Annotated in this window: 24 protein-coding genes and 2 pseudogenes; 17 read left to right on the top strand and 9 right to left on the bottom strand. The window is 58.2% G+C overall.

From position 1 onward, the window contains the following. The first annotated feature begins 57 nt into the window (after nt 1–57). The 9 genes and pseudogenes from ACOERD_RS14105 to ACOERD_RS14145 form a co-directional block, all read left to right on the top strand. A complete protein-coding gene (locus ACOERD_RS14105; protein ID WP_419739446.1) occupies nt 58–876 on the top strand; it encodes an ABC transporter ATP-binding protein in 819 nt (272 codons plus the stop codon). Between the two features lie 29 nt (nt 877–905). After that, nucleotides 906–1892: a branched-chain amino acid ABC transporter permease gene (locus ACOERD_RS14110; protein WP_170462900.1), complete on the top strand. Its 987-nt coding sequence runs from the start codon at nt 906–908 to the stop codon at nt 1890–1892. Nucleotides 1893–1894: 2 nt separating this feature from the next. Further along, nucleotides 1895–2152, top strand: coding sequence for a hypothetical protein (locus ACOERD_RS14115; protein WP_170380264.1), 258 nt, complete (start codon nt 1895–1897; stop codon nt 2150–2152). A gap of 3 nt (nt 2153–2155) precedes the next feature. Continuing rightward, complete coding sequence (locus tag ACOERD_RS14120) at nt 2156–3232, top strand: branched-chain amino acid ABC transporter permease (RefSeq protein ID WP_419739447.1); 1077 nt, start codon at nt 2156–2158, stop codon at nt 3230–3232. Nucleotides 3233–3307: 75 nt separating this feature from the next. Continuing rightward, nucleotides 3308–4591, top strand: coding sequence for an ABC transporter substrate-binding protein (locus ACOERD_RS14125; protein WP_170380266.1), 1284 nt, complete (start codon nt 3308–3310; stop codon nt 4589–4591). A gap of 72 nt (nt 4592–4663) precedes the next feature. Further along, entirely contained in the window at nt 4664–5497 is an 834-nt protein-coding gene (locus ACOERD_RS14130) for an ATP-binding cassette domain-containing protein (protein WP_170470807.1), read from the top strand. A gap of 19 nt (nt 5498–5516) precedes the next feature. Beyond that, nucleotides 5517–6734, top strand: a complete 1218-nt coding sequence (locus tag ACOERD_RS14135; RefSeq protein ID WP_419739463.1) for a phenylacetate--CoA ligase family protein — start codon at nt 5517–5519, stop codon at nt 6732–6734. 103 nt (nt 6735–6837) lie between these two features. Continuing rightward, complete coding sequence (locus ACOERD_RS14140; protein ID WP_419739448.1) at nt 6838–8502, top strand: ABC transporter permease; 1665 nt, start codon at nt 6838–6840, stop codon at nt 8500–8502. A 73-nt stretch (nt 8503–8575) separates the two neighbouring features. Beyond that, nucleotides 8576–8743, top strand: a pseudogene (locus ACOERD_RS14145) (DUF2794 domain-containing protein); the annotation flags it as partial. Here the strand turns inward: ACOERD_RS14145 and ACOERD_RS14150 are convergent. After that, nucleotides 8704–8886, bottom strand: a complete 183-nt coding sequence (locus ACOERD_RS14150) for a hypothetical protein (protein WP_419739449.1) — start codon at nt 8884–8886, stop codon at nt 8704–8706. The pseudogene ACOERD_RS14145 and the gene ACOERD_RS14150 overlap by 40 nt on opposite strands. Between ACOERD_RS14150 and ACOERD_RS14155 the strand changes: the two genes are divergently transcribed. Together ACOERD_RS14155 and ACOERD_RS14160 are read left to right on the top strand one after the other, a co-directional pair. Further along, a complete protein-coding gene (locus ACOERD_RS14155; protein WP_419737624.1) occupies nt 8879–10621 on the top strand; it encodes an IS1634 family transposase in 1743 nt (580 codons plus the stop codon). The two genes, ACOERD_RS14150 and ACOERD_RS14155, sit on opposite strands and share 8 nt — an antisense overlap. 87 nt (nt 10622–10708) lie before the next feature. Beyond that, nucleotides 10709–11014 (top strand): DUF2794 domain-containing protein, encoded by a 306-nt coding sequence (locus ACOERD_RS14160; protein ID WP_419739464.1) that lies wholly within the window; start codon nt 10709–10711, stop codon nt 11012–11014. A 3-nt stretch (nt 11015–11017) separates the two neighbouring features. Here ACOERD_RS14160 and ACOERD_RS14165 read toward each other — a convergent pair whose 3' ends face one another. The 3 genes from ACOERD_RS14165 to ACOERD_RS14175 form a co-directional block, all read right to left on the bottom strand. After that, a complete protein-coding gene (locus ACOERD_RS14165) occupies nt 11018–11899 on the bottom strand; it encodes an NlpC/P60 family protein (RefSeq protein ID WP_419739450.1) in 882 nt (293 codons plus the stop codon). Beyond that, on the bottom strand, nt 11896–13278 hold the full coding sequence (locus ACOERD_RS14170; RefSeq protein WP_419739451.1) for a leucyl aminopeptidase family protein: 1383 nt from the start codon (nt 13276–13278) through the stop codon (nt 11896–11898). The genes ACOERD_RS14165 and ACOERD_RS14170 overlap by 4 nt, the downstream gene beginning before the upstream one ends. A gap of 64 nt (nt 13279–13342) precedes the next feature. Then, nucleotides 13343–13732 carry a hypothetical protein gene (locus ACOERD_RS14175; protein ID WP_170640975.1) on the bottom strand — a complete coding sequence of 130 codons (390 nt, stop codon included), beginning with the start codon at nt 13730–13732 and terminating at the stop codon, nt 13343–13345. 144 nt (nt 13733–13876) lie between these two features. On the opposite strand from ACOERD_RS14175, the gene ACOERD_RS14180 reads away from it, so the two are divergent. The 3 genes from ACOERD_RS14180 (at nt 13877) to ACOERD_RS14190 (ending at nt 16462) form a co-directional block, all read left to right on the top strand. After that, nucleotides 13877–14527, top strand: a complete 651-nt coding sequence (locus ACOERD_RS14180; protein ID WP_419739452.1) for a carbonic anhydrase — start codon at nt 13877–13879, stop codon at nt 14525–14527. A gap of 84 nt (nt 14528–14611) precedes the next feature. Then, nucleotides 14612–15148 carry an SRPBCC family protein gene (locus ACOERD_RS14185; protein WP_419739453.1) on the top strand — a complete coding sequence of 179 codons (537 nt, stop codon included), beginning with the start codon at nt 14612–14614 and terminating at the stop codon, nt 15146–15148. Between the two features lie 132 nt (nt 15149–15280). Continuing rightward, the gene (locus ACOERD_RS14190; protein ID WP_419737631.1) at nt 15281–16462 is read left to right on the top strand and encodes an ISNCY family transposase; all 1182 of its coding nucleotides are present in this window, start codon (nt 15281–15283) and stop codon (nt 16460–16462) included. A gap of 122 nt (nt 16463–16584) precedes the next feature. Here the strand turns inward: ACOERD_RS14190 and ACOERD_RS14195 are convergent, their stop codons facing one another. The 3 genes from ACOERD_RS14195 to istA all read right to left on the bottom strand — a co-directional run bounded on the left by ACOERD_RS14195 (nt 16585) and on the right by istA (nt 19260). After that, nucleotides 16585–16851 (bottom strand): amidohydrolase family protein, encoded by a 267-nt coding sequence (locus ACOERD_RS14195; protein ID WP_419739454.1) that lies wholly within the window; start codon nt 16849–16851, stop codon nt 16585–16587. A gap of 182 nt (nt 16852–17033) precedes the next feature. Next, nucleotides 17034–17765: an IS21-like element helper ATPase IstB gene (istB, locus tag ACOERD_RS14200; protein ID WP_419737606.1), complete on the bottom strand. Its 732-nt coding sequence runs from the start codon at nt 17763–17765 to the stop codon at nt 17034–17036. Then, on the bottom strand, nt 17752–19260 hold the full coding sequence (gene istA / locus ACOERD_RS14205) for an IS21 family transposase (RefSeq protein ID WP_419737605.1): 1509 nt from the start codon (nt 19258–19260) through the stop codon (nt 17752–17754). Before istA ends, istB begins: the two co-directional genes overlap by 14 nt. A 116-nt stretch (nt 19261–19376) precedes the next feature. On the opposite strand from istA, the pseudogene ACOERD_RS14210 reads away from it, so the two are divergent. The 3 genes and pseudogenes from ACOERD_RS14210 to ACOERD_RS14220 all read left to right on the top strand — a co-directional run. Then, nucleotides 19377–19736, top strand: a pseudogene (locus tag ACOERD_RS14210) (amino acid ABC transporter ATP-binding protein); the annotation flags it as partial. 6 nt (nt 19737–19742) lie between these two features. Continuing rightward, nucleotides 19743–20504, top strand: a complete 762-nt coding sequence (locus tag ACOERD_RS14215) for an amino acid ABC transporter permease (RefSeq protein WP_419739455.1) — start codon at nt 19743–19745, stop codon at nt 20502–20504. Nucleotides 20505–20515: 11 nt separating this feature from the next. Beyond that, nucleotides 20516–20857 (top strand): carboxymuconolactone decarboxylase family protein, encoded by a 342-nt coding sequence (locus tag ACOERD_RS14220; protein ID WP_419739456.1) that lies wholly within the window; start codon nt 20516–20518, stop codon nt 20855–20857. Here the strand turns inward: ACOERD_RS14220 and ACOERD_RS14225 are convergent. Further along, the gene (locus ACOERD_RS14225) at nt 20854–21135 is read right to left on the bottom strand and encodes an SCP2 sterol-binding domain-containing protein (protein ID WP_170550796.1); all 282 of its coding nucleotides are present in this window, start codon (nt 21133–21135) and stop codon (nt 20854–20856) included. The two genes, ACOERD_RS14220 and ACOERD_RS14225, sit on opposite strands and share 4 nt — an antisense overlap. 139 nt (nt 21136–21274) lie before the next feature. Continuing rightward, the gene (locus tag ACOERD_RS14230) at nt 21275–22501 is read right to left on the bottom strand and encodes an argininosuccinate synthase (protein WP_170640891.1); all 1227 of its coding nucleotides are present in this window, start codon (nt 22499–22501) and stop codon (nt 21275–21277) included. Nucleotides 22502–22533: the final 32 nt, after the last annotated feature.

Genomic DNA, 22533 nt, shown 5'->3' on the forward strand with positions numbered 1-22533 from the left:
ACCTGCGGTCATCGCCCCGCCCACCGTCCCGTTTTCGCGTAAGTCTGGGAGAGGCTGATGCTGGATAATTCCGAAGGATATATCACCGAAGACGGCCGCAAGATCGGCGGTGTGGTGATGGAGATGAAGAACATCACCCTGCGATTTGGCGGCGTGGTGGCGATCAAGGATATCTCGTTCGACATTCGCGAGGGGGAAATCCGCGCCATTATCGGACCGAACGGCGCGGGCAAGTCCTCGATGCTGAATGTGATCTCGGGGTTTTATGTCCCGCAAGAAGGGGAGGTATGGTTCCACGGCTCCAAGCGGCCTCCGATGCGGCCGTTTGAGGTGGCACAGCAGGGGATTGCGCGGACCTTCCAGAACATCGCCTTGTTCGAAGGCATGAGCGTTCTGGACAATGTCATGACCGGACGCCTGAGCTTTATGAAGACCAATATCCTTCAGCAAGCGTGGTGGAAGGGGAAGGCCGAAGCGGAAGAGACCGAGAATCGTGAGGCGGTTGAGCGGATCATCGACTTCCTCGAGATCCAGCACATCCGCAAGACGCCTGTGTCACGCCTGCCTTACGGGTTGAAAAAGCGAGTGGAGCTCGCGCGTGCTTTGGCGGCGGAGCCGAAGCTGCTTCTGTTGGATGAACCCATGGCGGGCATGAACGTCGAAGAAAAAGAAGACATGAGCCGTTTCATCCTCGACGTGAATGACGAATTTGGCACCACCATCGCACTGATCGAGCACGACATGGGCGTGGTGATGGACCTGAGCGACCGGGTCATCGTTATGGATTACGGCAAGAAAATTGGCGACGGCACGCCCGACGAGGTGCGCAACAACCAAGAGGTCATCGACGCCTATCTGGGGGTCAGCCATGACTGACATCGGATTAGTAAATTGGGGGGGCACCTATGCCTGAACAACTCGTATTTGCGATGGAGGTCATCCTCAACGGTCTGATGGCCGGGGTGCTTTATGCGCTGGTCGCGCTGGGCTTTGTGCTGATCTACAAGGCGTCGGGGATTTTCAATTATGCCCAGGGGGTTATGGCGCTTTTTGCGGCGATGACGCTGGTTGGGATCATGAAGGGGCAAGTGCCGTTTGCCCATCTGATCAATGCGATTTTCGGGACGCATATCCACTATTTCGGCTGGAACGTGCCTGCGCTTTTGGCGATCCTTTTGACCATGGCGGTGATGGTGTTGCTGGCCTGGGCAGTGCAGCGCTTCGTCATGCGCCATCTGGTCGGACAGGAGCCAATCATTCTGTTCATGGCTACCATTGGTCTGGCTTACTTCCTTGAAGGCGTTGCCGACCTGATGTGGGGGTCTGAGATCAAGACGCTTGACGTGGGTCTGCCCCAGGGCATCAACCTTTGGATTGATGAGACGACCTATAACATCTTCGACTACGGCTTCTTCATCGATAATCTGGACATCGTGGCTACGATCATTGCCGCGCTTCTGGTGGCAGCTCTGGTCGCCTTCAGCCAGTACACCAAACAGGGCCGGGCGATGCGCGCCGTGGCGGATGACCATCAGGCAGCGCTGTCGGTTGGCATCTCACTGAACTTCATTTGGGTCATGGTCTGGTCCGTCGCCGGGTTCGTCGCTCTGGTTGCGGGGATTATGTGGGGCACCAAGTCGGGCGTGCAGTTCTCGCTATCGCTGATCGCGCTCAAGGCGCTGCCGGTGCTGATGCTGGGTGGCTTCACCTCAATCCCCGGTGCCATCGTCGGCGGGCTGATCATCGGTGTAGGCGAGAAGCTGTTCGAATTCGCCTTGGGACCTGCGCTGGGCGGCGCAACCGAGAACTGGTTTGCTTATGTGCTGGCGCTGATCTTCCTCGTGTTCCGACCTCAGGGCCTGTTCGGCGAGAAGATCATCGAGAGGGTTTAGCGATGACCAAGCTGATCGCCATCATCAACGTCATCGCGTGGGCCGGGTTCTGGGCGTTTGGGTATATTGCCCTCACCTCCGACGATCTTTCCGAAGGCCAGCTCACTATCGCAGCAATCCTGGCTTTTGCGGGTCTGATCATGGGCGTTCTGGCCTATTTGAAACTGGTCCGCGCGTCTGAGGCGAGCGGATATGCCAAGGGCTCAAACCAATTGGACGCCGCGGCCCGGAACCGGGCGCAGGAAGAATGGGGAAAGTAAGACATGTTCTATCGTGAGGCCGGGGATTTCAAAACCTCGTACATTGCTGACAGCCAGACTTTCCCGATCAAGTTTGACCGGTATCGCTACTACGTCGTGCTGGCGGTGGCGTTCGGGATCATTCCCTTCATCATCAACGACTATTGGGCCAACGCGCTGCTGCTGCCCTTTCTGATCTACGCCATCGCAGCGATCGGGCTGAACATCCTCGTAGGTTATTGCGGGCAGGTCTCGCTGGGCACGGGGGGGTTCATGGCTGTGGGTGCCTATGCCTGCTACAAGCTGATGACCGCTTTCCCGGATGTCAGCATGTTCATCCACGTGATCCTTGCCGGAGGTATCACGGCCTTTGTGGGCGTGTTGTTCGGCTTGCCGAGCCTCAGGATCAAGGGTTTCTATCTGGCCGTGGCGACGCTGGCGGCGCAGTTCTTCCTGGTGTGGCTGTTTAACCGGGTGCCATGGTTCTACAACTACTCGGCTTCGGGACAGATCAACGCGCCGGAACGGGATGTGTTTGGCATCATCATCACCGGTCCAAATGCTCCGGCATGGGCGACCTATCTGTTCTGCCTAATCTTCCTGACCGTCTGCGCCATCCTTGCGCGCAACCTGACGCGGGGCACCACGGGCCGGACCTGGATGGCGATCCGCGACATGGATATCGCTGCCGAGATCATTGGCGTGAACCCCCTCAAGGCCAAATTGACCGCCTTTGCCGTCAGCTCGTTCTTCGTGGGCATCGCAGGGGCGCTGTTCTTTGCGGTCTATCTGGGCGCGGTCGAAGTCGGTGAGGTCTTTGGCATCCAGAAATCATTTCTGGTGCTGTTCATGGTCATTATCGGCGGATTAGGGTCTATTTTCGGGTCCTTTGCGGGGGCTGCTTTCCTAGTGCTGTTGCCGGTCGTCCTGAAGCTGATCGGCGTAGACATGCTGGGTTGGCCCACGGACATCGTGGCGCACCTGAACCTCGTGATCGTAGGCGGGCTGATTATCATGTTCCTGATCCTCGAACCGCACGGGCTGGCGCAGCTGTGGCGTGTCGCCAAAGAGAAACTCAGACTCTGGCCGTTCCCGCACTAGGGACAGGCCCAATCAAAAAAGACGGGTGCAAACGCCCGAACCCACCATCGGATCAATCAAGGGAGGAGACACCCGATGAACAAGAAACTGGCAACCCTGGCGCTGGGCGCCGTGATGGCCGCAGGTCCGGTCATGGCCGACCTTGTGTTCCCGTCGCTCAGCTACCGAACGGGTCCCTACGCGGCAGGCGGTATTCCGTTTGCTGACGGTTACGCCGACTATTTCACCCTGCTGAATGAACGCGATGGCGGCATCGGGGGTGTTCCAGCCAAGGTTATCGAATGCGAAACCGGCTATAACACTGAAAAAGGTGTGGAATGCTATGAATCGACTAAGGGCGAAGGTGCGCTGGTCTATCAACCACTCTCCACTGGGATTACCTATCAGCTTATCCCGAAAGTGACGGCAGATGGCATCCCGCTGCACACGATGGGATATGGCCGGACCTCGGCTGCGAATGGCGAGGTTTTCAGCCACGTGTTCAACTATCCGGCCAACTACTGGAACGGAGCTTCGGGCGCGATTAACTATCTGCTGGATGAAAACGGCGGAGACCTGAGCGGCAAGAAGATCGCGTTGGTCTACCACAACTCTGCCTACGGCAAAGAGCCGATCCGCACACTGGAAACGCTGGCCGAAAAGCACGGCTATGAGCTGTCTCTGCTACCCGTCGACCACCCAGGTCAGGAGCAGAAGTCACAGTGGCTGCAAATCCGCCGCGAAAAGCCCGATTTTGTGATCATGTGGGGCTGGGGCGTCATGAACCAAGTTGCGGTGCAGGAAGCGGCCAACATTCGCTTCCCGATGGAGAACTTCATTGGCGTCTGGTGGTCAGGTGCTGAATTCGATGTCGAGCCTGCGGGTGAAAAGGCCACCGGCTACAAAGCGCTGACCTTCACGGGCCTGGGTATGGACTATCCGGTCTATGACGATCTGCAGAAATACGTCGTCGATGCCGGTAAAGCCGCAGGCGCAGGGGATCAGCTGGGCACGGTTCAGTATAACCGCGGTCTCTATGCTGCGATGTTGGCGGCTGAGGCGGTAAAAACTGCTCAGGAGATGCATGGCACTGCCGAGATCGACGCGTCGATGATGCGCGATGGCATGGAAGCGTTGGAAATCACCAATGCCAAGATGGAAGGTCTGGGCATGGTCGGTTTCGGACCGGAATTCTCGGTTTCATGTGAAAACCATGGCGGCCCCGGTCTTGTGGGTGTGGTCCAGTGGGATGCAGCAGCCGGAACCTGGAACCCGGTTCAGGACTTCAAACCGACAGATGCCGAAGTCATCAACGCTCTGATCGCAGAAGACTCGGCGGCTTATGCGGCTGAAAACAATATCGAAACGCGCTGTAACTAAAGCGCTCTGAACCAAGCGGGGCGGCGGTTTACTGCCGCCCTGACCCGAACACGCGAACGAGGATAGGCGCTGATGCTGGATGCGGCCCAAACCACGGATGTGCAGGCGGAAACCCTGCTTGAGGTCAACAATATCGAGGTGATCTACAATCACGTGATCCTCGTGCTGAAGGGCGTCAGCCTGACGGTTCCCAAAGGCGGCATCACGGCGCTGCTTGGGGGGAATGGTGCGGGCAAGACCACGACGCTCAAGGCGGTGTCGAACCTGCTGCATTCCGAACGGGGTGAGGTGACCAAGGGCTCAATCAAGTATCGCGGCCAAAGCGTGCATGAAAGCGACCCGGCGGATCTGGTGGAAAAAGGCGTCATTCAGGTGATGGAGGGGCGCCACTGTTTCGAGCACCTCACGGTCGAGGAAAACCTGCTGACCGGGGCCTATACCCGTAAGGACGGCAATGCCGCGATCCAGAGTGATCTGGAGCTGGTCTACAACTACTTCCCGCGCCTGAAAGAACGCCGCAAAAGTCAGGCGGGCTATACTTCGGGCGGGGAACAGCAGATGGTCGCGATGGGCCGCGCGCTGATGTCACGGCCCGAGACGATCCTGCTGGACGAACCCTCAATGGGGCTTGCTCCGCAGCTGGTCGAAGAGATTTTCGGCATCGTAAAAGACCTGAACGAGAAAGAGGGCGTCTCGTTCCTTTTGGCCGAGCAGAACACCAACGTGGCGCTGCGCTTTGCCCATTACGGCTATATTCTGGAATCCGGTCGCGTTGTGATGGACGGCCCCGCTGCCGAACTGCGTGAGAACCCGGATGTGAAGGAATTCTACCTCGGCATGTCGGATGAAGGCCGCAAAAGCTTTCGCGATGTGCGCTCGTATCGCCGCCGCAAGCGGTGGTTGTGATCTGATGGAGGATATGGCGATGACCTATTTCGACGCACTCGAAACGCGCTCGGCGGATCAGCGCGCCTCGGATCAGGCGGTGGCGCTGCAGGCGCAACTGGAACGGGCGCGGTCTGCGCCTGGGTTCATGGCGCATTTCGCTGAAACAGACACTAATACTGTAAAAACGGCCGAAGACCTGCCCATGCTACCGGTGCTTCGCAAGTCGGACCTGACCCGCGCGCAAGGAGAGCGCCCGCCCTTTGGCGGCTTTACGATAAAACGGGCGCGGCACTTTCACCATGTGTTCCAATCCCCAGGCCCGATCTATGAGCCGGGCAGCACCGACCACGATTGGTGGCGCATGGGCCGGTTCCTGAACGCTGCCGGTGTCGGCGCGGGCGACATTGTTCAGAACTGCTTCGGCTATCATCTGACGCCTGCGGGCATGATCTTTGAAAACGGCGCACGCGCGGTTGGTGCGGCTGTTTTGCCTGCTGGAACCGGGCAGACCGAGCTGCAGGTGACCGCCGCTCGCGACGTTGGATGCACGGCCTATGCGGGCACGCCGGACTATCTGAAGGTCATTTTGGACAAGGCCGATGCCATGGGCGTTGCGCTGAGTTTCTCTAAGGCGGCTGTGGGTGGGGGCGCGTTGTTCCCGTCGCTGCGGCAGGAATATGCGGATCGCGGCATTGCCTGCCTGCAATGCTATGCCACCGCTGATCTGGGTAATATCGCCTATGAGAGCGCAGCGATTGAGGGGATGATTCTGGACGAACACGTCATCGTCGAAATCGTTACCCCTGGCACCGGAACTCCGGTTGCCCCCGGTGAGGTTGGCGAGGTCGTGGTGACCTCTCTCAACCCGGATTACCCGCTGATCCGGTTTGCGACCGGCGACCTGTCGGCCATTATGCCGGGTCAGTCGCCTTGCGGTCGTACGAACGCTCGGATCATGGGATGGATGGGGCGTGCCGATCAGACCACCAAAATCAAGGGCATGTTCGTCCGGCCCGAGCAGGTGGCCGCGCTGGTCGACAAACATGCCGAGATCGTCAAAGCCCGGGTCATCGCCGCGCGTCAGGGTGAGATGGACACAATGACCGTTCAGATCGAAAGCCCGGGTGGCGATGACATGGCTTACGCAAAATCCGTTGCCGAAGTGCTGAAACTCAAAGGCGCGATCGAGGTTGTGGCCCCCGGGTCCTTGCCCAAGGATGGCCTGGTGATCGAGGATCAGCGCGTCTATGACTGATATCTGCGGCGTTTGATGCCGCAGATTTGTTGCTCTGGGCACTGGCGTTTCCTAGCGTTTTAGTCGAGAAAGAGGACGCCCTCGCCACCTACAAGCCCGGACAATGGCCCAGATCGAATATTCTGAAAATGGATCACGAAACCGCGGTGTGCGTGGCACGCGGCTTTTGGCGGGTATTGCCTATGTCGTGGCGGCGGCTTGTCTGTTGCCAATGGTCGCGGTGGTTCTGGCGGCGCTGACCGGTGGCACGGAAACTATCTCGCACCTCGCAGAAACCGTATTGCCGCGCTACACGATGACCACCGCCATATTGGTGGTTCTGGTCGCTGTGGGCACCTTCAGCATCGGGACCGGAGCCGCTTGGCTGGTGACGATGACGCGGTTCCCCGGCGTGCGCCTGTTGGAGATTGCGCTGGTCCTGCCGCTGGCCTTCCCGGCCTACGTTCTGGCCTATGCCTACACGTTCATACTTGATCATCCCGGTATCGTGCAGGCCACGCTGCGCGATGTGACGGGTTGGGGGCCGCGCGACTACTGGTTCCCCGAAATCCGCTCGACCGAGGGCGCAGCGGTGATGCTGACGCTGGTGCTATATCCTTATATCTACCTGCTGGCGCGGGCAGCGTTCCTGCAGCAAAGCGCCACCGCATTTCTGGCGGCGCGGGCGTTGGGAAACAGCCCCTGGCTGGCGTTTCGGCGGGTTTCGCTACCGATGGCACGCCCGGCCATTGCCGGAGGTGTTCTTTTGGCGATCATGGAGACCATCGCCGATTTTGGAACCGTCTCGTATTTCGGCGTTCAGACCTTCGCCACGGGCATTTATACCAGTTGGTTTTCGCTAGGAGATCGTGCAGGCGCCGCACAACTGGCGTTGTGCCTGCTGACCTTCGCGCTTGTGTTGGCTGTGGCTGAACGCACGCGGCGCGGCAAGGCCAAGTATTATCAAGCGGGCAAGCAACATGCAGCTCTGCCCGCAGCGCAACTGACTGGATGGCGCGCGATCGGTGCTTTTGCCCTCTGCGCCATTCCCGTGTTTTTCGGGTTCCTCCTGCCGGTGGTCGTTCTGTTCGAGATGGGGTTGAAATCCGAGCAGAACCTGCTGTCGCCCCGCTACCTCGGCTTCATTCAGAACTCGCTGACTCTTGCCGGGACGGCTGCTGTCATCACAGTTATTGCGGCCGTCAGTGTCGGGTTCTTTCAGCGCTTGAGACCGGGGCGGCCCTCGACCATCGCGGGTTATATCGCGCGGCTGGGCTATGCGGTGCCGGGTGGAGTGATCGCGGTTGGACTATTGGTGCCTTTTGCCAGCTTTGACAACGCGTTGGACGCGTGGATGCGCGCGACATTTGACGTATCGACCGGCCTGCTAGTGACCGGGTCAATCTGGCTGCTGGTGGCGGCCTATATGGTGCGGTTCCTTGCGGCGGCCCTAAGTGCTTATGAAGGCGGGCAGAGTACGGTTCACGCCAATATGGACGCCGCAGCCCGGTCTTTGGGGCAGACACCTCTGGGCACGCTCAGGCGGGTGCATCTGCCGATCCTGACGCCCTCGTTGCTGACGGCCCTGTTGATCGTATTTGTCGACGTGATGAAGGAATTGCCTGCAACGCTGATCATGCGTCCCTTCAACTTTGACACGCTGGCGGTGCAGGCATACCGGCTGGCCTCGGACGAGCGGCTCGAGGGGGCGGCGGTGCCATCCTTGGTCATTCTGGCCGTTGGATTACTGCCTGTGATCCTGATATGTCGACAAGTCGGACGGCGGTAACACCCGTTGACGAATTATGGCCCGCTTGCGCATCGGGCTTGATTCAGCCGCGTTTTCCGGCAAGGCTTGTGGTATGAACATGCAGCCTCCCAGCCGGTTCCCAACAAACTCGGCCCAGATGCCCGTCGCGTTCGACCGGCGCGAGATGTCCCATATCCTGTCCGTCTATGGCAAGATGGTCGCCGCCGGAGAATGGCGCGACTACGGAATTTCCAACCTGCGCGACATGGCGATTTTTTCCTGACTTCCGACCTTTTTGTTGATCTGACTGGGTTTTTGGTTTGTTTTCAGGTGTGGTTGCTCAGAGGCGCGTTGTAGTGCCCCATTATTATAAAAAGTATTGACATGGGCCTTCAGATGGCTAACCTCTTCGCCCATGTTCATCCGCACCAAACATGACGCAAAGCTCAACCGCACACGGATCCAGATCGTTGAATCCGTCCGCACCGGCTCCAAGGTACGCCAGAAGATCCTGCGCCATGTGGGTGTGGCCCATAACGACAGCGAGATTGAGGATATCAAGCGTCTGGCGGGCCGCTTGATGGAGCAATTACGCATTGATCGCTCGCCGCAAATGGAACTGTTCACGCCCACGGAATATGCCGATCTGCAGGCGCTGGTGCGCCGCGCTCCGCGGCCGGACAAGCTTGGCGTTGATCTTGCCGAGTGCCGTGAGGAGGCGCGGGTCTCTCTGGGTCTGCGGGATGTCATGGGGACGATGTATGACCAACTGGGTTGGGGGGCCCTTCTGGGGGCGGCGCGTAAAAGTGCCAATCGCATTGTGAAAGAGCTGGTTATGGCGCGGATCGCACAGCCCGAGAGCAAGCGCGCGACCGTGGAGGCGTTGGAGAACCAGGCAGGCATCACGCTCAATCTGGACGTGGTCTATCGGAGCATGGATTACATCAATACGCCGGTGATAGACGGGATTTGCAAAACCTCTCACGCGGCGGCAGAGAAGTTGCTGGGCGGGCCAGTGACCGTGCTGTTCTACGATTGCACGACCCTGGCCTTTGACACCGAGCGCGAGGACCCGGCCGAGGATGCGGACGGGGTCGAGCAGGATCATCTTCTGGCCAAGGGCTTCAGCAAGGATGGCAAGCATCACCGCGCTCAGGTCATGCTGGCGCTGATCGTCACCTCCGATGGGCTGCCTGTGGGCTATGAACTCTTCCCGGGAAACACCTGGGAAGGTCATACGCTGGAAGCTGCGCTGAAGGCGTTGGAGGGACGCTTCGACGTGGCCAGGGTCACGTTCGTGGCCGATGCCGCCATGCTCAGCAAGGACAACCAGCAGATGTTGCAGAACAAGGGTCTGCCCTACATCCTCGGCTATCGCATGAAGTCCGCCCCGGCCGCCGTGAAGGCGAACATTTTGAGCCCGGAGGGACGCCAGCCTTGGGCTGGACACGGTTCTGAAGAGGCAACCGAGAAGGGCTGGTACAAGGTGATCGACCAGGAGGGAGCGCGGGTCATTGTGACCTGGTCACCCACCCGGGCACGCAATGATGCCCACAAGCGCGACAAGGCAATCGAAAAGCTGCACAAGAAGCTCAAGCGCTCTCGCAAACCCGGCAGCTTCAGCAGCCGGGGATATGGCCGCTTCCTGGCCTTCCCCGACAGCGGGGACGTCACGCTGGATGATGCAAAGATCAAGGCAGCGGCACAATGGGACGGGCTGCATGCCATTGTTGTTCATGGTGCGGACGAACTGGAGGCACAGGACGTCATTGCCCGCTATCACCAGTTGTGGGAGATCGAAGCCTGCTTCCGCACCAACAAGCACGATCTGAAAATCCGGCCCATCTATCACTGGTCGCCGCGTCGGGTCCGGGCCCATATCGCCATCTGCTACATGGCCTTCTGCTGCCTGCAGCACCTGCGCAAGCATCTGGACCTGCTCGGACACCCGATGAGCCCGGCTCGTATCCGCAACGAGTTGAACGCATTGCAGCTCTCGATCCTGCGCCACAAAGGCACCCCTGACCGCTACGGCATGCCAAGCCATGCCACGGTCGATGCCAGACGCATCCTCACCTGCGTCGGCCTGACCTGGAACGAAGCCCCTTTCAAGATACCCCCCGGGCGCACCCGAAAAACTGGCCAGACCAAAGCCTGAGCTCCCTCAACACTCCGAAACAATCGCTGGCGAAAAAAGTCCGTGTAGTGCCTTTTGGCAACCAAGGCATAATAATATCAATGACTTATACGAAAAAATGTCGGAAGTCAGGAGATGTCCCATATCCTGTCCGTCTATGGCAAGATGGTCGCCGCCGGAGAATGGCGCGACTACGGAATTTCCAACCTGCGCGACATGGCGATTTTTTCGATCTTCCGACGCACCGCCGAGCATCCCATCTACCGGATCGAGAAACACCCCCGCCTGCGCCAAAAGCAGGGGATGTATTCCGTTGTTGGGATGGACGGGCGTATCCTGAAACGCGGCCACGATCTGCGCACGGTTCTAAGGGTGCTCGAGCGCAAGCTGATCCGCTCAGTTTCTCCGGATTAGAGCCTAAAGCTCCGGATGCCGCCCGTAGCCAGTTACGGCGCCGAATTCCTTTTGACCGATACGCGCGATGGCCTCCTCCAGAGGCTCTTTCGCGACGGCCATGTGATATGCGTTTGAGTGCAAAAGCGTATCTTTATCCAGCATCATGCCCACATGACCTTTCCAAAACACCAGATCGCCTCGGCGCAAGCCAGGTTTTGAAATCGGCCTGAAAAACCTAGATTGCATGTCACTATCGCGCGGGCAGGCCATTCCGCAGGACTGATACGCAATCTGAACCAGGCCCGAACAATCAATGCCAAGCCCTGTGTCACCACCGTAGAGGTAAGGGGTGGCAAGAAACTGTTCCGCGACGGTCACAGGATCAGACGCCACCCAGTCCAATTCGGCCAGCTGAGTTTCGCGAATATACCGAGCCGTCGGGACATAACCCTCCTCCTTCACGCAAACCCAGCCGGTTGATCGAATGGCGTTTTCACGGTCCGGGTCACGACGCGGCCAGTATTCAACGAGTGTTCCGAAAGGTAGAATTCTTTCATTCGCGTTTTTGGTCACATCAGGGTGTTCCAACGAGACCGCTTTGGGCACGCAAACTCGATGCGTCGGCTCAATCGGGCGCTTTTGAATTCCGGGTCTGATCCATCCGACATAACCGTCTTTTTCGCGGTATCCGAACAGGGAATTGTCCGTTTTGTCCAGAATGACGAAGACTTCTCCGGGTACCATTTGGCACTGACGAGTACCATTAGGTTCGTCCAGAATGTCCTCTACGAACCTTTGTATCCGAAAGGGTTCGCCGTCTGTAAAAACCTCAGCCTCGACCTGACCTTTCAGGGAAGAATGCGCGAACCGTCCGTTGAAGGGTAAGAGCCTGCGATCTGTCATAGGCCCAAAATCTCGGGCAGTGCGGTCAGCAGGGCGCGTGGGCCTTGCCCCAATCCACCCTTACTGCGGCCCGGTTGTTTGCTGGGCTGCCAGGAATAGATGTCGAAATGCATGTAATTGCTGTCTTCAACAAAGCGGCGCAGGAACAGGGCTGCGGTGATGGAGCCTGCAAAACCGCCCGAGGGCGCGTTGTCCAGATCGGCGATGCCGGGTTCAATCATCGCCTCGTAGGGTGTGTGGAAGGGCATGCGCCAGACTGGATCAGCGACTTGGGCGGCAGCTTTGCTCAGCGCCGCGGCGCCGCGGTCGTCATCGGTGTAGAACGGGGCCAGATCAGGCCCAACGGCCACACGGGCCGCGCCGGTCAGGGTTGCCATCGAGATCACGAGGTCCGGTTTCCCCTCATCCGCCAGCGCCAGCGCGTCGGCCAGAACCAAGCGCCCCTCGGCATCGGTGTTGTTGATCTCGACGGTCAGGCCCTTGCGAGAGGTCAGGATATCCCCTGGCCGGAAGGCGTTGCCTGCGACTGCATTCTCGACCGCCGGGATCAGCACCCGCAGTTGTAACGGCAGGTTCAGCGCCATGATCATCCGGGCAAGGCCCAGAACATTGGCGGCCCCGCCCATATCCTTTTTCATCAGACCCATCGACGCGCCCGGTTTCAGGTTCAGCCCGCCGGTATCGAAACACACACCCTTGCCGACAAGCGTCAGCGTCGGTCCGGTCGCGCCCCAGTTCATCTCGATCAGGCGCGGGGCCTGATCTGCGGCGCGCCCAACCGTGTGGATCATCGGGAAATTCTGTTCCAGCAGCGCGTCGCCGATGATCGTTTTGCAGGTGGCTCCGAATTCATCCGCCAGCGCTTCGGCTGCCGCTTGCAGTTGATCCGGTCCCATATCAGAGGCTGGCGTGTTGACCAGATCGCGGGTCAGTGCCTCGGCATTTGCCAGTACCTCCAACCGCGCGGCATCAACGCCTTCCGGGGCAACCAGTCGCGCCTTGGCGGCGGATTGAGGCGCATAGCGATCAAAGGCGTAGCCGGTCAGCAACCAGCCCAGACACTCCATCTCCAGATGCTCCGTCGGAACGCCCGCTGCGATGTGATAGCCGCCTTCCGGCAGCGCATCCGCCGCAGCGGCCAGAGGGAACCGCTTGCGGGCGCGCTTGCCCTCGGTCCCGTACCCGGCCAGCGCGAAACCCGCGCCGCCTTCCGTGCTTGGCACCGTCAGGACCTGACCCAACGCGCCTTTGAACCCGTTCGCTGCAACCCAATTTCGGATGTGATCGGACTGACCGGCCAGCCAATCGTCCAGATCAGGTTGCGCCACCACATGCAGCGGCACAGAGGTGTCAGAGGGTTGGGCAAAGCTGAGGGTCATACGCGTCTCGGGCTGAGTGAATTTGCGACCAGACTATCCGCCTGCAGCCTGCCCGCAACCCCCGTCACACCGAAAGGTCCTGCTGATCCCAGATCGCGGTCAGAGAGCGCTCTCCAACCCGGATCAACCGTCCCAGCGTTGCACCTGCTGCAACCGCATCGCCAGCATCTACGGCACCAGTGACATCGCCCGCAACCCGCGCCAGCGCCGTCATTCCGATCTGATCGGCGATTGCCACCAGCGACTTGGCGCATTTGCGCAATGCCTCCCAATCGCGCTGCCGCCAGTGCCGTTCGCAATTCGACAAGCGCACAGCCAATTCCTCGACCGTGCGACACAGCACGTCCAGCGCGTTCTTGTCGCCCAATTGCCGGTACAGCCCGCTGAGGCGATCCGGATCCAGTCGCACGGTTTCCTTGTGTTCAAGCCTGAGTATGTTTTCCACCACATTCACCCTAGTTTAGTTGCCCCCACGGCGTGGCATTGATCCTTGCTGTCAATTCCTTTGCAAAACCTTGCGATGAATTTGGATAATGGCTCGAATTTTTCTTGAATTCGGTTTACAGCAGCCTACGCAACGAAAGACGGGAATGCCGAAATGGATTTAGCCAAACCTTTGCCGACCTATCTGGTGAAACGGTATCACGGCTGGAAAGCGACGACCTATTCCGAAAATCAGGTCTGGTATCGGCGTTTGGCGGATGAGGGGCAGCGCCCACGTGCGATGGTGATTTGCTGTTGCGACAGCCGGGTTCATGTGACCGCGATCTTCGGTGCCGATCAGGGTGAGTTCTTCATTCACCGCAACATTGCCAACCTGGTGCCCCCTTACGCCCCGGATGGGGATCACCACGGGACCAGTGCAGCCATCGAATATGCGGTGACCGCGTTGAAAGTGGCGCATCTGATCGTGCTTGGTCATTCGCAATGCGGTGGGGTGCAGGGCTGTATCGACATGTGCAAAGGGCAGGCCCCGCAGCTGGAAGCGAAAGAGAGCTTTGTTGGCCGTTGGATGGATATCCTCAAGCCCAAGTACGAACAGGTCGCGGATATCGAGGATGGCGTCGAGCAGGCCCGCCAGTTTGAACGTCAGGCCGTCGTTGCGTCGCTGGAAAACCTGATGACCTTCCCGTTTGTTTCCGACGCGGTCAAGACCGACACGCTCAGCCTGCACGGGCTTTGGACAGATATCGGCGCGGGCGGGTTGGAGTGTTTCGATCCCTATCAGAAAAAGTTCGTTCCGGTCTAACGCCCTAGCATCGCGGTAAGCAGCGGTTCCGTCCAATTTTCTATGATATGCTCCAGACAAAGGAATTACCCTTTGGAGCATATTATGAAATTGATTAAACGCGTTTTTCTTGGCCTGGTCGTTCTTGTACTGGCACTGGTCGGCATTGCGTACCTGCTGCCCTCAAAAGCTGATGTATCCCGCAGTATCACCATCAACGCGCCGCCCGAGGCGATCTTTCCCTATGTGAACTCGATGCAACAGACTGAGCATTGGTCGCCTTGGCTGCACCGGGACCCCGAGACCAAGCTGACCTATTCCAGGCCAGAGTCGGGGGTTGGGAATATTTTGAACTGGAGCTCTGACGACCCGCAGGTCGGCACCGGATCGCAAGTGATTGTGGCGAGCGTCGAAAACCAAAGCGTCCAGACCGCGCTTGATTTCGGTCCGATGGGAACAGCCACAGCCGCATTCCTCCTGCAGCCCGATGGGAATCAGACGCAGGTTACATGGGGGTTCGAATCCGAGTTGGGTATGAACCCGATGTCTCGTTGGATGGGGGTGATGATGGATCGGTGGCTTGGTCCAGACTATGAGCGTGGTCTGATGAACCTCAAGGTTTTGGTGGAAGGGCAGGGATAGCCCTGCCCTCGGAAACACCCTTTAATTGCGTTTTGGCTCTGTCGCCAGCCAAGGTGTCGCTAACACGCGATATGTCCGGTGTATGTAACATGCGATCTGTCCGGTTCTATTCTGTCTCTGAGAGGAGGCGTTATGAACCGAGCAGAAGTGTTACAGGAAGTTCGACTGATGAAGTTTGAAGATGTGTATTCGCGGCGAAGCGCGAACAAGCTGACGCAAGAACAGGCGGCTGAGATACTGGGTGTATCCGTGCGCACCGTCAGGCGTTGGGAGGATCGATTTGAGGCGGATGGTGCAGAAGGTCTGTACGACCGTCGGCTTGGCAAACTGGCCAACAATCGTGTTGCCACGGATAAGGTCATGGAGATGCTTGAACTGTTTGATACCAAGTACTGGGATTACACGCCGAAGCATTTCCACGAGAAGCTGGTGGCCCACCATGGTTTCACACAGAGCTACAACTGGGTGCGGCTTACACTGCAGCGCCACGGCCGGGTTCAGGCAGCACCCCGACGAGGTGCCCATCGGCGCAAGCGGCCCCGCCGTCCGATGGTTGGCATGATGTTGCATCAGGACGGCTCCAGCCATGAATGGGTTCCGGGTCAGTGGTGGGATCTGATCGTCACCATGGACGATGCCACCAACCGGGTTTATTCGGCATTCTTTGTCGAGGAAGAAGGGACGATGAGCAGTTTTCAGGGGCTGACAGAGGTGATCGAGGCGCAAGGTCTGTTTTGCTCGCTCTATGCCGATCGGGGCTCTCATTACTGGCATACGCCCGAAGCGGGCGGCAAAGTGGACAAGGACAATCTGACCCAGGTCGGGCGCGCCTTGCAGCAACTCGGCATTGAGCTGATCCCGGCCTATTCACCGCAGGCCCGTGGACGGTCTGAACGCATGTTTGGCACGTTCCAGAACCGATTGCCGCAGGAACTGCGGTCCCATGGGATCACAACCATTGAAGAGGCCAATCAGTTCCTGAAAGAGGTCTATCTTCCCGAACACAATGCCCTGTTTGCAAAGGAGCCGGAGGATACGACCTCGGCCTTCGTGCCGTTTACAGGCAATGTGCGCGACACCCTGTGTGTGCAGGAAGACCGCGTCGTCGGCAACGACAATACGGTGCGCTACAAGGGCCTGGTCATGCAGATCGCGGCAGACAGGCACCGTCATCATTTCGTCAAGGCGAAGGTCAGGGTCCACGAATACCCCGATGGTCAACTGGTCATCTTCCACGGCCCGAGATGCATTGGCCGCTACCAGCCTGACGGATCACCCATCACACAGGAGGATAGCAAACACAAAGTCGCGTGACCCGCTTCGACGTGGCGCGAACGCGGTGGCCCAAATCTACGGTCGCCTACGGCTCCCTCCGAATTGGGCCACCGCGCAATCAACTGAAGCGGACAATTGGCATGTTACCTACACCGGACAATTCAGAATGTTCTCGACAGCCAAGGTTGTTCGACTTTCATCCCCTGATAAATCGCGTGCAGGAAGGTATGTGCCACAACCGGATCGCTAGAAAAGGGCGAGACGTCCAGCTTTCCTTCTCGAACGCCTTCTTCAGCTTCGTAGACAACTGTATCGTTCTTCACGGTCACCAGAACCCGAAGCTCGGCCAGAGTTTCCGGGTCCACCGCTGTCGGATCGTCCGAAAGGATGACGAAGTCGGCGACCTTCCCAACTTTGTCAATCGGCATTGAATAATGACCCCCCATCGGCGTCCAAATTTGACCCCCCTTGGAGCTAAGAGGGGCGTTGAGGGGGTCGTGTTTAGGTTGATTCAGGAGGGGGTGGACAGCAGGTCAAACCGAAAAGAGAGCGTAGCTCGACTGAAGGTTTGACCTGCTGTCTGTTTTGAATTTATTCCCCGATTTCGAGGTTAGTCGCGGTGGTTAATTCGCCAGCTTTCGTTCCCGGTTTCGATGATATCGCAATGGTGTGTCAGTCGATCCAGGAGAGCAGTGGTCATTTTGGCATCTGTGAACACACTCGGCCATTCAGCAAATGCGAGGTTGGTTGTTAGCAGAATAGACGTTCGCTCGTACAGTTTGCTGATGAGATGGAAGAGTAATCGTCCACCAGACTCTGCGAACGGCAGATAACCGAGTTCGTCTATAATCACGAGGTCGACGCGGATCAGCTGCTCGCTGAGCCGCCCGGCGTTGCCTTCGCGATGTTCAGCCTCCAGCTTGTTCGCGAGATCCACAGCGCTGAAGAACCTGACCCGCCGGCGGTTATTGACCGCGTGGCCCCCGATCGCTGTTGCGAGATGCGTTTTGCCCGATCCGGTTCCACCGACCAGCACGCCATTCCTGGCCTGGTCCATAAAATCGCCGTCATGAAGATTGCGCACGACTTCCTCGTTGACGGGGCTGACCGTGAAGTCGAACTCAGGTAAGGACTTGCAGACCGGGAACTTTGCGGCACCCATCTGATACCGGATCGAGCGCGCAGTCTTTTCGGCCAGTTCGGCCGTGAGGAGTTCGGCCACGACCTGTTGGGGCCGCCAGTTGTTTTTGGCTGCGGCCTGCATCACTTCGTCAAAGCAGTTGACGATGCCTGGCAACTTCAGTTGACGGGCAAGTTCGAGAATTTCCTTACGCAGTTGCATGGGAGCCTCCAAGCCTGTCATAGCGAGCGCAATCCGCGATCGGTGCCATTTTCAGCTGCAGGTGGGCAGGCGGCTCAATCGCCTTTGGCGGCGGGGGATTGGTGCGCCGAGAGACAATGTTCAGGATCGCATCGGCCTTGCGCAGGCCAGATTTTAGAGCTTCTTCGCAGGCAGCCTCGACCACATCAATGTCGTGCTGGTAAGCAGCGAAAAGAATATCGGCAAGTTGCCGGTCTCCGTCGGATGTGCCCCGCAGATGGGTCCAGATCTGCGTCATTGCCGGTGGTAGGTCCCAGTCACGGAACGGTGCTCCATTGCGCAGAGCGCCAGGCTTGCGCTTGAGGACGGGCACATAGTGCCAAGGGTTGAAGATCGTTTTTCCTCGGCCGAAGCACCGTTCGTGCTCTCCGACAATCTCACCGTCTTGGCGCAGGACAATCCGCGTGGCGTAGACCTGCAACTGGACCTGACGTCCAACAGCTCTTGCCTCAACGCTGTATTTGTTTCTTTCGAAGTTGATCAGGCAGGTTCGGCTCACGGCGACCGTCTTTTCACGGAACCCGACGAAGGGCTTCTGCAGATGCGTCAGCAGCGGCTTTTCCTGCTGGAACTCCTCCCAGACCGTCACCTCCAGGTTTTCCGGATGCCGCAGTTCTTTTGCGCGTTTGATCGCGTCTTTTTGCAGCCGGGCATTCAATTCATCGAAGTCGGCCACCTCCAGACGCGGTGTAAAACTATAGGCGCGGCTCTCCTTGACCAGATTCTCAACCTGACCCTTCTCCCAACCGGCCGCGCGCGTACAGGCGATCGGGTTCACCAGATGATGAGAACACATCCGGGAGAATGCCTTGTTGAACTTTCTTTCCTTGCCCGACAGGATCGCATCGACGGCGGTCGTCATGTTATCGTAGATCCCGTTGATGCAGCCTCCACCAAAGAATTTGAAGGCCTCGTCGTGGGCATCAAAGACCATCTCCTGCGTCTCGCGCGGATAGGCAATGGAGAATGGCATGCGGCTATGGCAAAGTTTGAAATGGGCAACCTTCACGGTCGTGAGTGCACCGTCCATCAAAACCGTCTCCACACTCCAGTCGAACTGGTACGCCTCCCCAGGATCAAAGATCAGCGGGATGAACGCCTGCGCCTGTTGTCGGCCGTGCGCAATGCGCCAATTCTTTGTGTAGCGTCGAACACTGTCATACCCGCCGCCAAAACCATCATCGGAGAGTTCCTTCCAGATTTTGGTCATCCGCTTGCGGTGTTTCTTCGGAAGCGCCTCGTTCTCCTCAAGCGTTTCATCCAGACGCGCGCGCCAAGGCCCGAGCACCGGGTATGGCTGCGATTTGCGCTCATATTTGAACTCCGTCACTCCCGATCGGATTATCTTTCGAACCGTTGCACGGCTCAAATTGAGCGAACGGCAAATTTCCTTGATGCTCTTTTTTTCGATCAGGTGTAAGCGACGCACTTTTCTAATAGTTTCCACGCAAATCATCCCGCTTGCCTCTCCATCGACTGCTCAATGAAAAGGATGTCTACAACCATAGGGAGGGGTCAAATTTGGACGCCGATTTCCCCGCTTAGGGGGTCAAAATTGCACGCTTTTCTACAGTCCACATCCCCGATCAGGCGGATAAACGCCCCACGCAACTATCGGGCGGCCAGCAACAGCGCGTCGCCATCGCCCGATCCCTGTGCATGGAGCCGAAAGTACTTTTGTTTGATGAGCCGACTTCGGCTCTCGATCCGGAAATGATCGCCGAGGTGCTGGACGTGATGGTTGAGCTGGCGCATGAAGGCATGACCATGGTCGTGGTCACTCATGAAATGGGGTTTGCCCGCAAAGTCGCCGACAAGATGATCTTCATGGATCAGGGCGAGATCGTGGAGCAGGGCAAGCCAGAGCATTTCTTCACCAATCCGACCTCGGAGCGGTGTCGCAAGTTCCTCAGCCAGATATTGCAGCACTGAGTGGGCATGATTAAAAAAGCACTTCTCCTCATACCGCTTCTGCTGCTGGCAGGCTGTTCCTCATCCCAGACATGGGGCTGGTATGTTATCGACCCGAGGACTGACTCGGGCTGGACCAATGTGAAATTCTTGATCTCGGGCATGGGCGCGACGATCCTGATCTCTCTGATCGCGGCGGCGCTGTCAATTGTGATCGGCCTGTTGGTTGCCTTGCCCGGACTGTCCGAGAAACGCGGCTGGCGGCTGCTGAACAGGGTCTATGTCGAGTTCATTCGCGCGATTCCACTGCTGCCCATGCTGTTCTGGGTGTTCTACGGACTGCCGATCGTGTTCCAGTCGATGGGCCTGAACATCCCGATTGATCCTTTCTGGGGCGCGATCATCACCCTGGCGATTTCCGACAGTGCCTTCACGGCCGAGATCTACCGCGCCGGTATCCAATCCATCGCACGCGGCCAGCGCGAGGCGGCCCAGACCATCGGGCTGAACTACGTGCAAACCATGCGCTACGTGATCCTGCCACAAGCGATCCGGCGCATCCTGCCGCCCTTGGCCAACCAGTTCATCTACATCGTCAAGATGAGCGCCTTTGCCAGTGTCATCGGCATGCAGGAACTGACCCGCCGCGCGAATGAACTGGTGGTGACGGAATACCGCCCGCTGGAAATCTACACCTTGCTGATATTTGAATACCTGATCCTGGTTCTGATCATCAGCGCCGGGGTACGTTGGCTGGAACGCCGCATGGGCGCGGACGAACGCGGATAAGGAGACACAGTATGGACTGGAAAGACTTCATGGCCGAGACCGAGGCCAATATCGGTACCCTCTCGAAAGAGGTGCCCGATACGGTGCGCGGCTTCGGGATGATGGGCAAGGCGGCCAAAACCGACGGTGCCTTGAGCGAAAAAACCAAAGAGTTCATCGCGCTGGGCATTGCTATCGCCACACGTTGCGATAGCTGCATCGGGTTTCACGTGAAATCACTGGTGCGTCTCGGCGCCACCCGCGAGGAACTGTGCGAGGCGCTCTCGATGGCGACCTATATGGGCGGAGGCCCGTCTTTTGCCTACAGCGCAAAGGCGCTGAAGGCGTTTGATGTGTTCTCGGAAGGCGACTAACCCAGAAGCTGCCCCAACTTCATCGCCACACCCATATTGCCCGAGATCTTGAGCTTTCCCAAAGCAACGCCTGTCATCGGGTTCAGCTTGCCGGTCAGCAGCTTGGTCAGGTTGTCTTGCGAGATACGGATGGTGCAATCGGTATCCTGATCCTGCGTGGTGGCCTGATTGTCGGCCAGCACGATTACACCCGCGTCGCCACAATCGAACTTGAGCGAGCCGTCAAAGTTTTTGCCATTCAGTCCTTTTTGAATTCCGTCGGCGATCTCTTGCAGCATGGTGTATCCTTTCAAACTTGACGTATGCGTAAAGACATGGCCCCACATCCGGCAAGCATGACGCTGGGTCTGGTGGGCAAAAGAAAACCCCGGCAACCGTGTGATTGCCGGGGTTTTGAATTCTAAACTGATTGTCAGGTTACTTGGACAGACGTTTGTCGCGCGCTGCCAGCAGTTTCAAACGCAGCGCGTTCAGCTGGATAAAGCCTGCGGCGTCGGTTTGATCATAGGCACCAGCGTCTTCCTCGAAGGTCACATGCGCCTCGGAATACAGCGAGTGATCGGACCAGCGGCCCACGGTCGAGGCAAGACCTTTATACAGTTTCACGCGCACGGTTCCGGTGACATGCTCTTGGCTTTTGTCGATGGCGGCCTGCAGCATTTCGCGTTCGGGCGAGTACCAGAAGCCGTTATAGATCAGCTCGGCATATTGCGGCATCAGCTGGTCTTTCAGGTGCATCGCGCCACGGTCCATGGTGATGGATTCGATCCCACGGTGTGCTTCCAGCAAGATGGTGCCGCCCGGAGTTTCATAGATGCCGCGCGACTTCATACCCACGAACCGGCCTTCGACCAGGTCCAGACGGCCAATGCCGTGCTTGCCGCCATATTCGTTTAGCTTGGTCAGGATGGTGGCCGGGCTCATCGCCTCGCCATTGATGCTGACGGCGTCACCTTTTTCGAAACCGATCTCGATGAATTCGGGCTGATCGGGCGCGTCCTCGGGGTGAACGGTGCGCTGATAGACATAATCGGGCGCCATATCTGCGGGGTCTTCCAGAACCTTGCCCTCGGAGGAGGTGTGCAGCAGGTTGGCATCGACCGAGAACGGCGCCTCACCACGTTTGTCCTTGGCAATCGGGATCTGGTTCTGCTCGGCGAATTCCAGCAGTTTGGTGCGGCTGGTCAGATCCCATTCACGCCACGGAGCAATGACCTTGATGTCGGGGTTCAGTGCGTAAGCAGCCAGTTCAAAGCGGACCTGATCGTTGCCCTTGCCGGTTGCGCCATGTGCGACAGCGTCAGCGCCGGTGGCTTCGGCAATCTCAACCAGACGTTTCGAGATCAGAGGCCGCGCAATCGAGGTGCCCAGCAGGTACAGACCCTCATACTGCGCATTTGCGCGGAACATTGGGAAGACGAAGTCGCGCACGAACTCCTCGCGGATGTCCTCGATATAGATGTTTTCGGGCTTGATCCCCAGCAGCTCGGCCTTTTGGCGGGCGGGTTCCAGTTCCTCACCCTGACCCAGATCGGCAGTGAAGGTGACGACTTCACAACCATACTCGGTCTGCAACCATTTCAGAATGATCGAGGTATCAAGGCCACCGGAATAGGCCAGAACAACTTTCTTAGGCGCGGACATCTGACTTCCCCTTATTCGCAAGACGATTGGCC

Source organism: Ruegeria sp. (assembly GCF_965199275.1).
Lineage (GTDB): Bacteria > Pseudomonadota > Alphaproteobacteria > Rhodobacterales > Rhodobacteraceae > Ruegeria.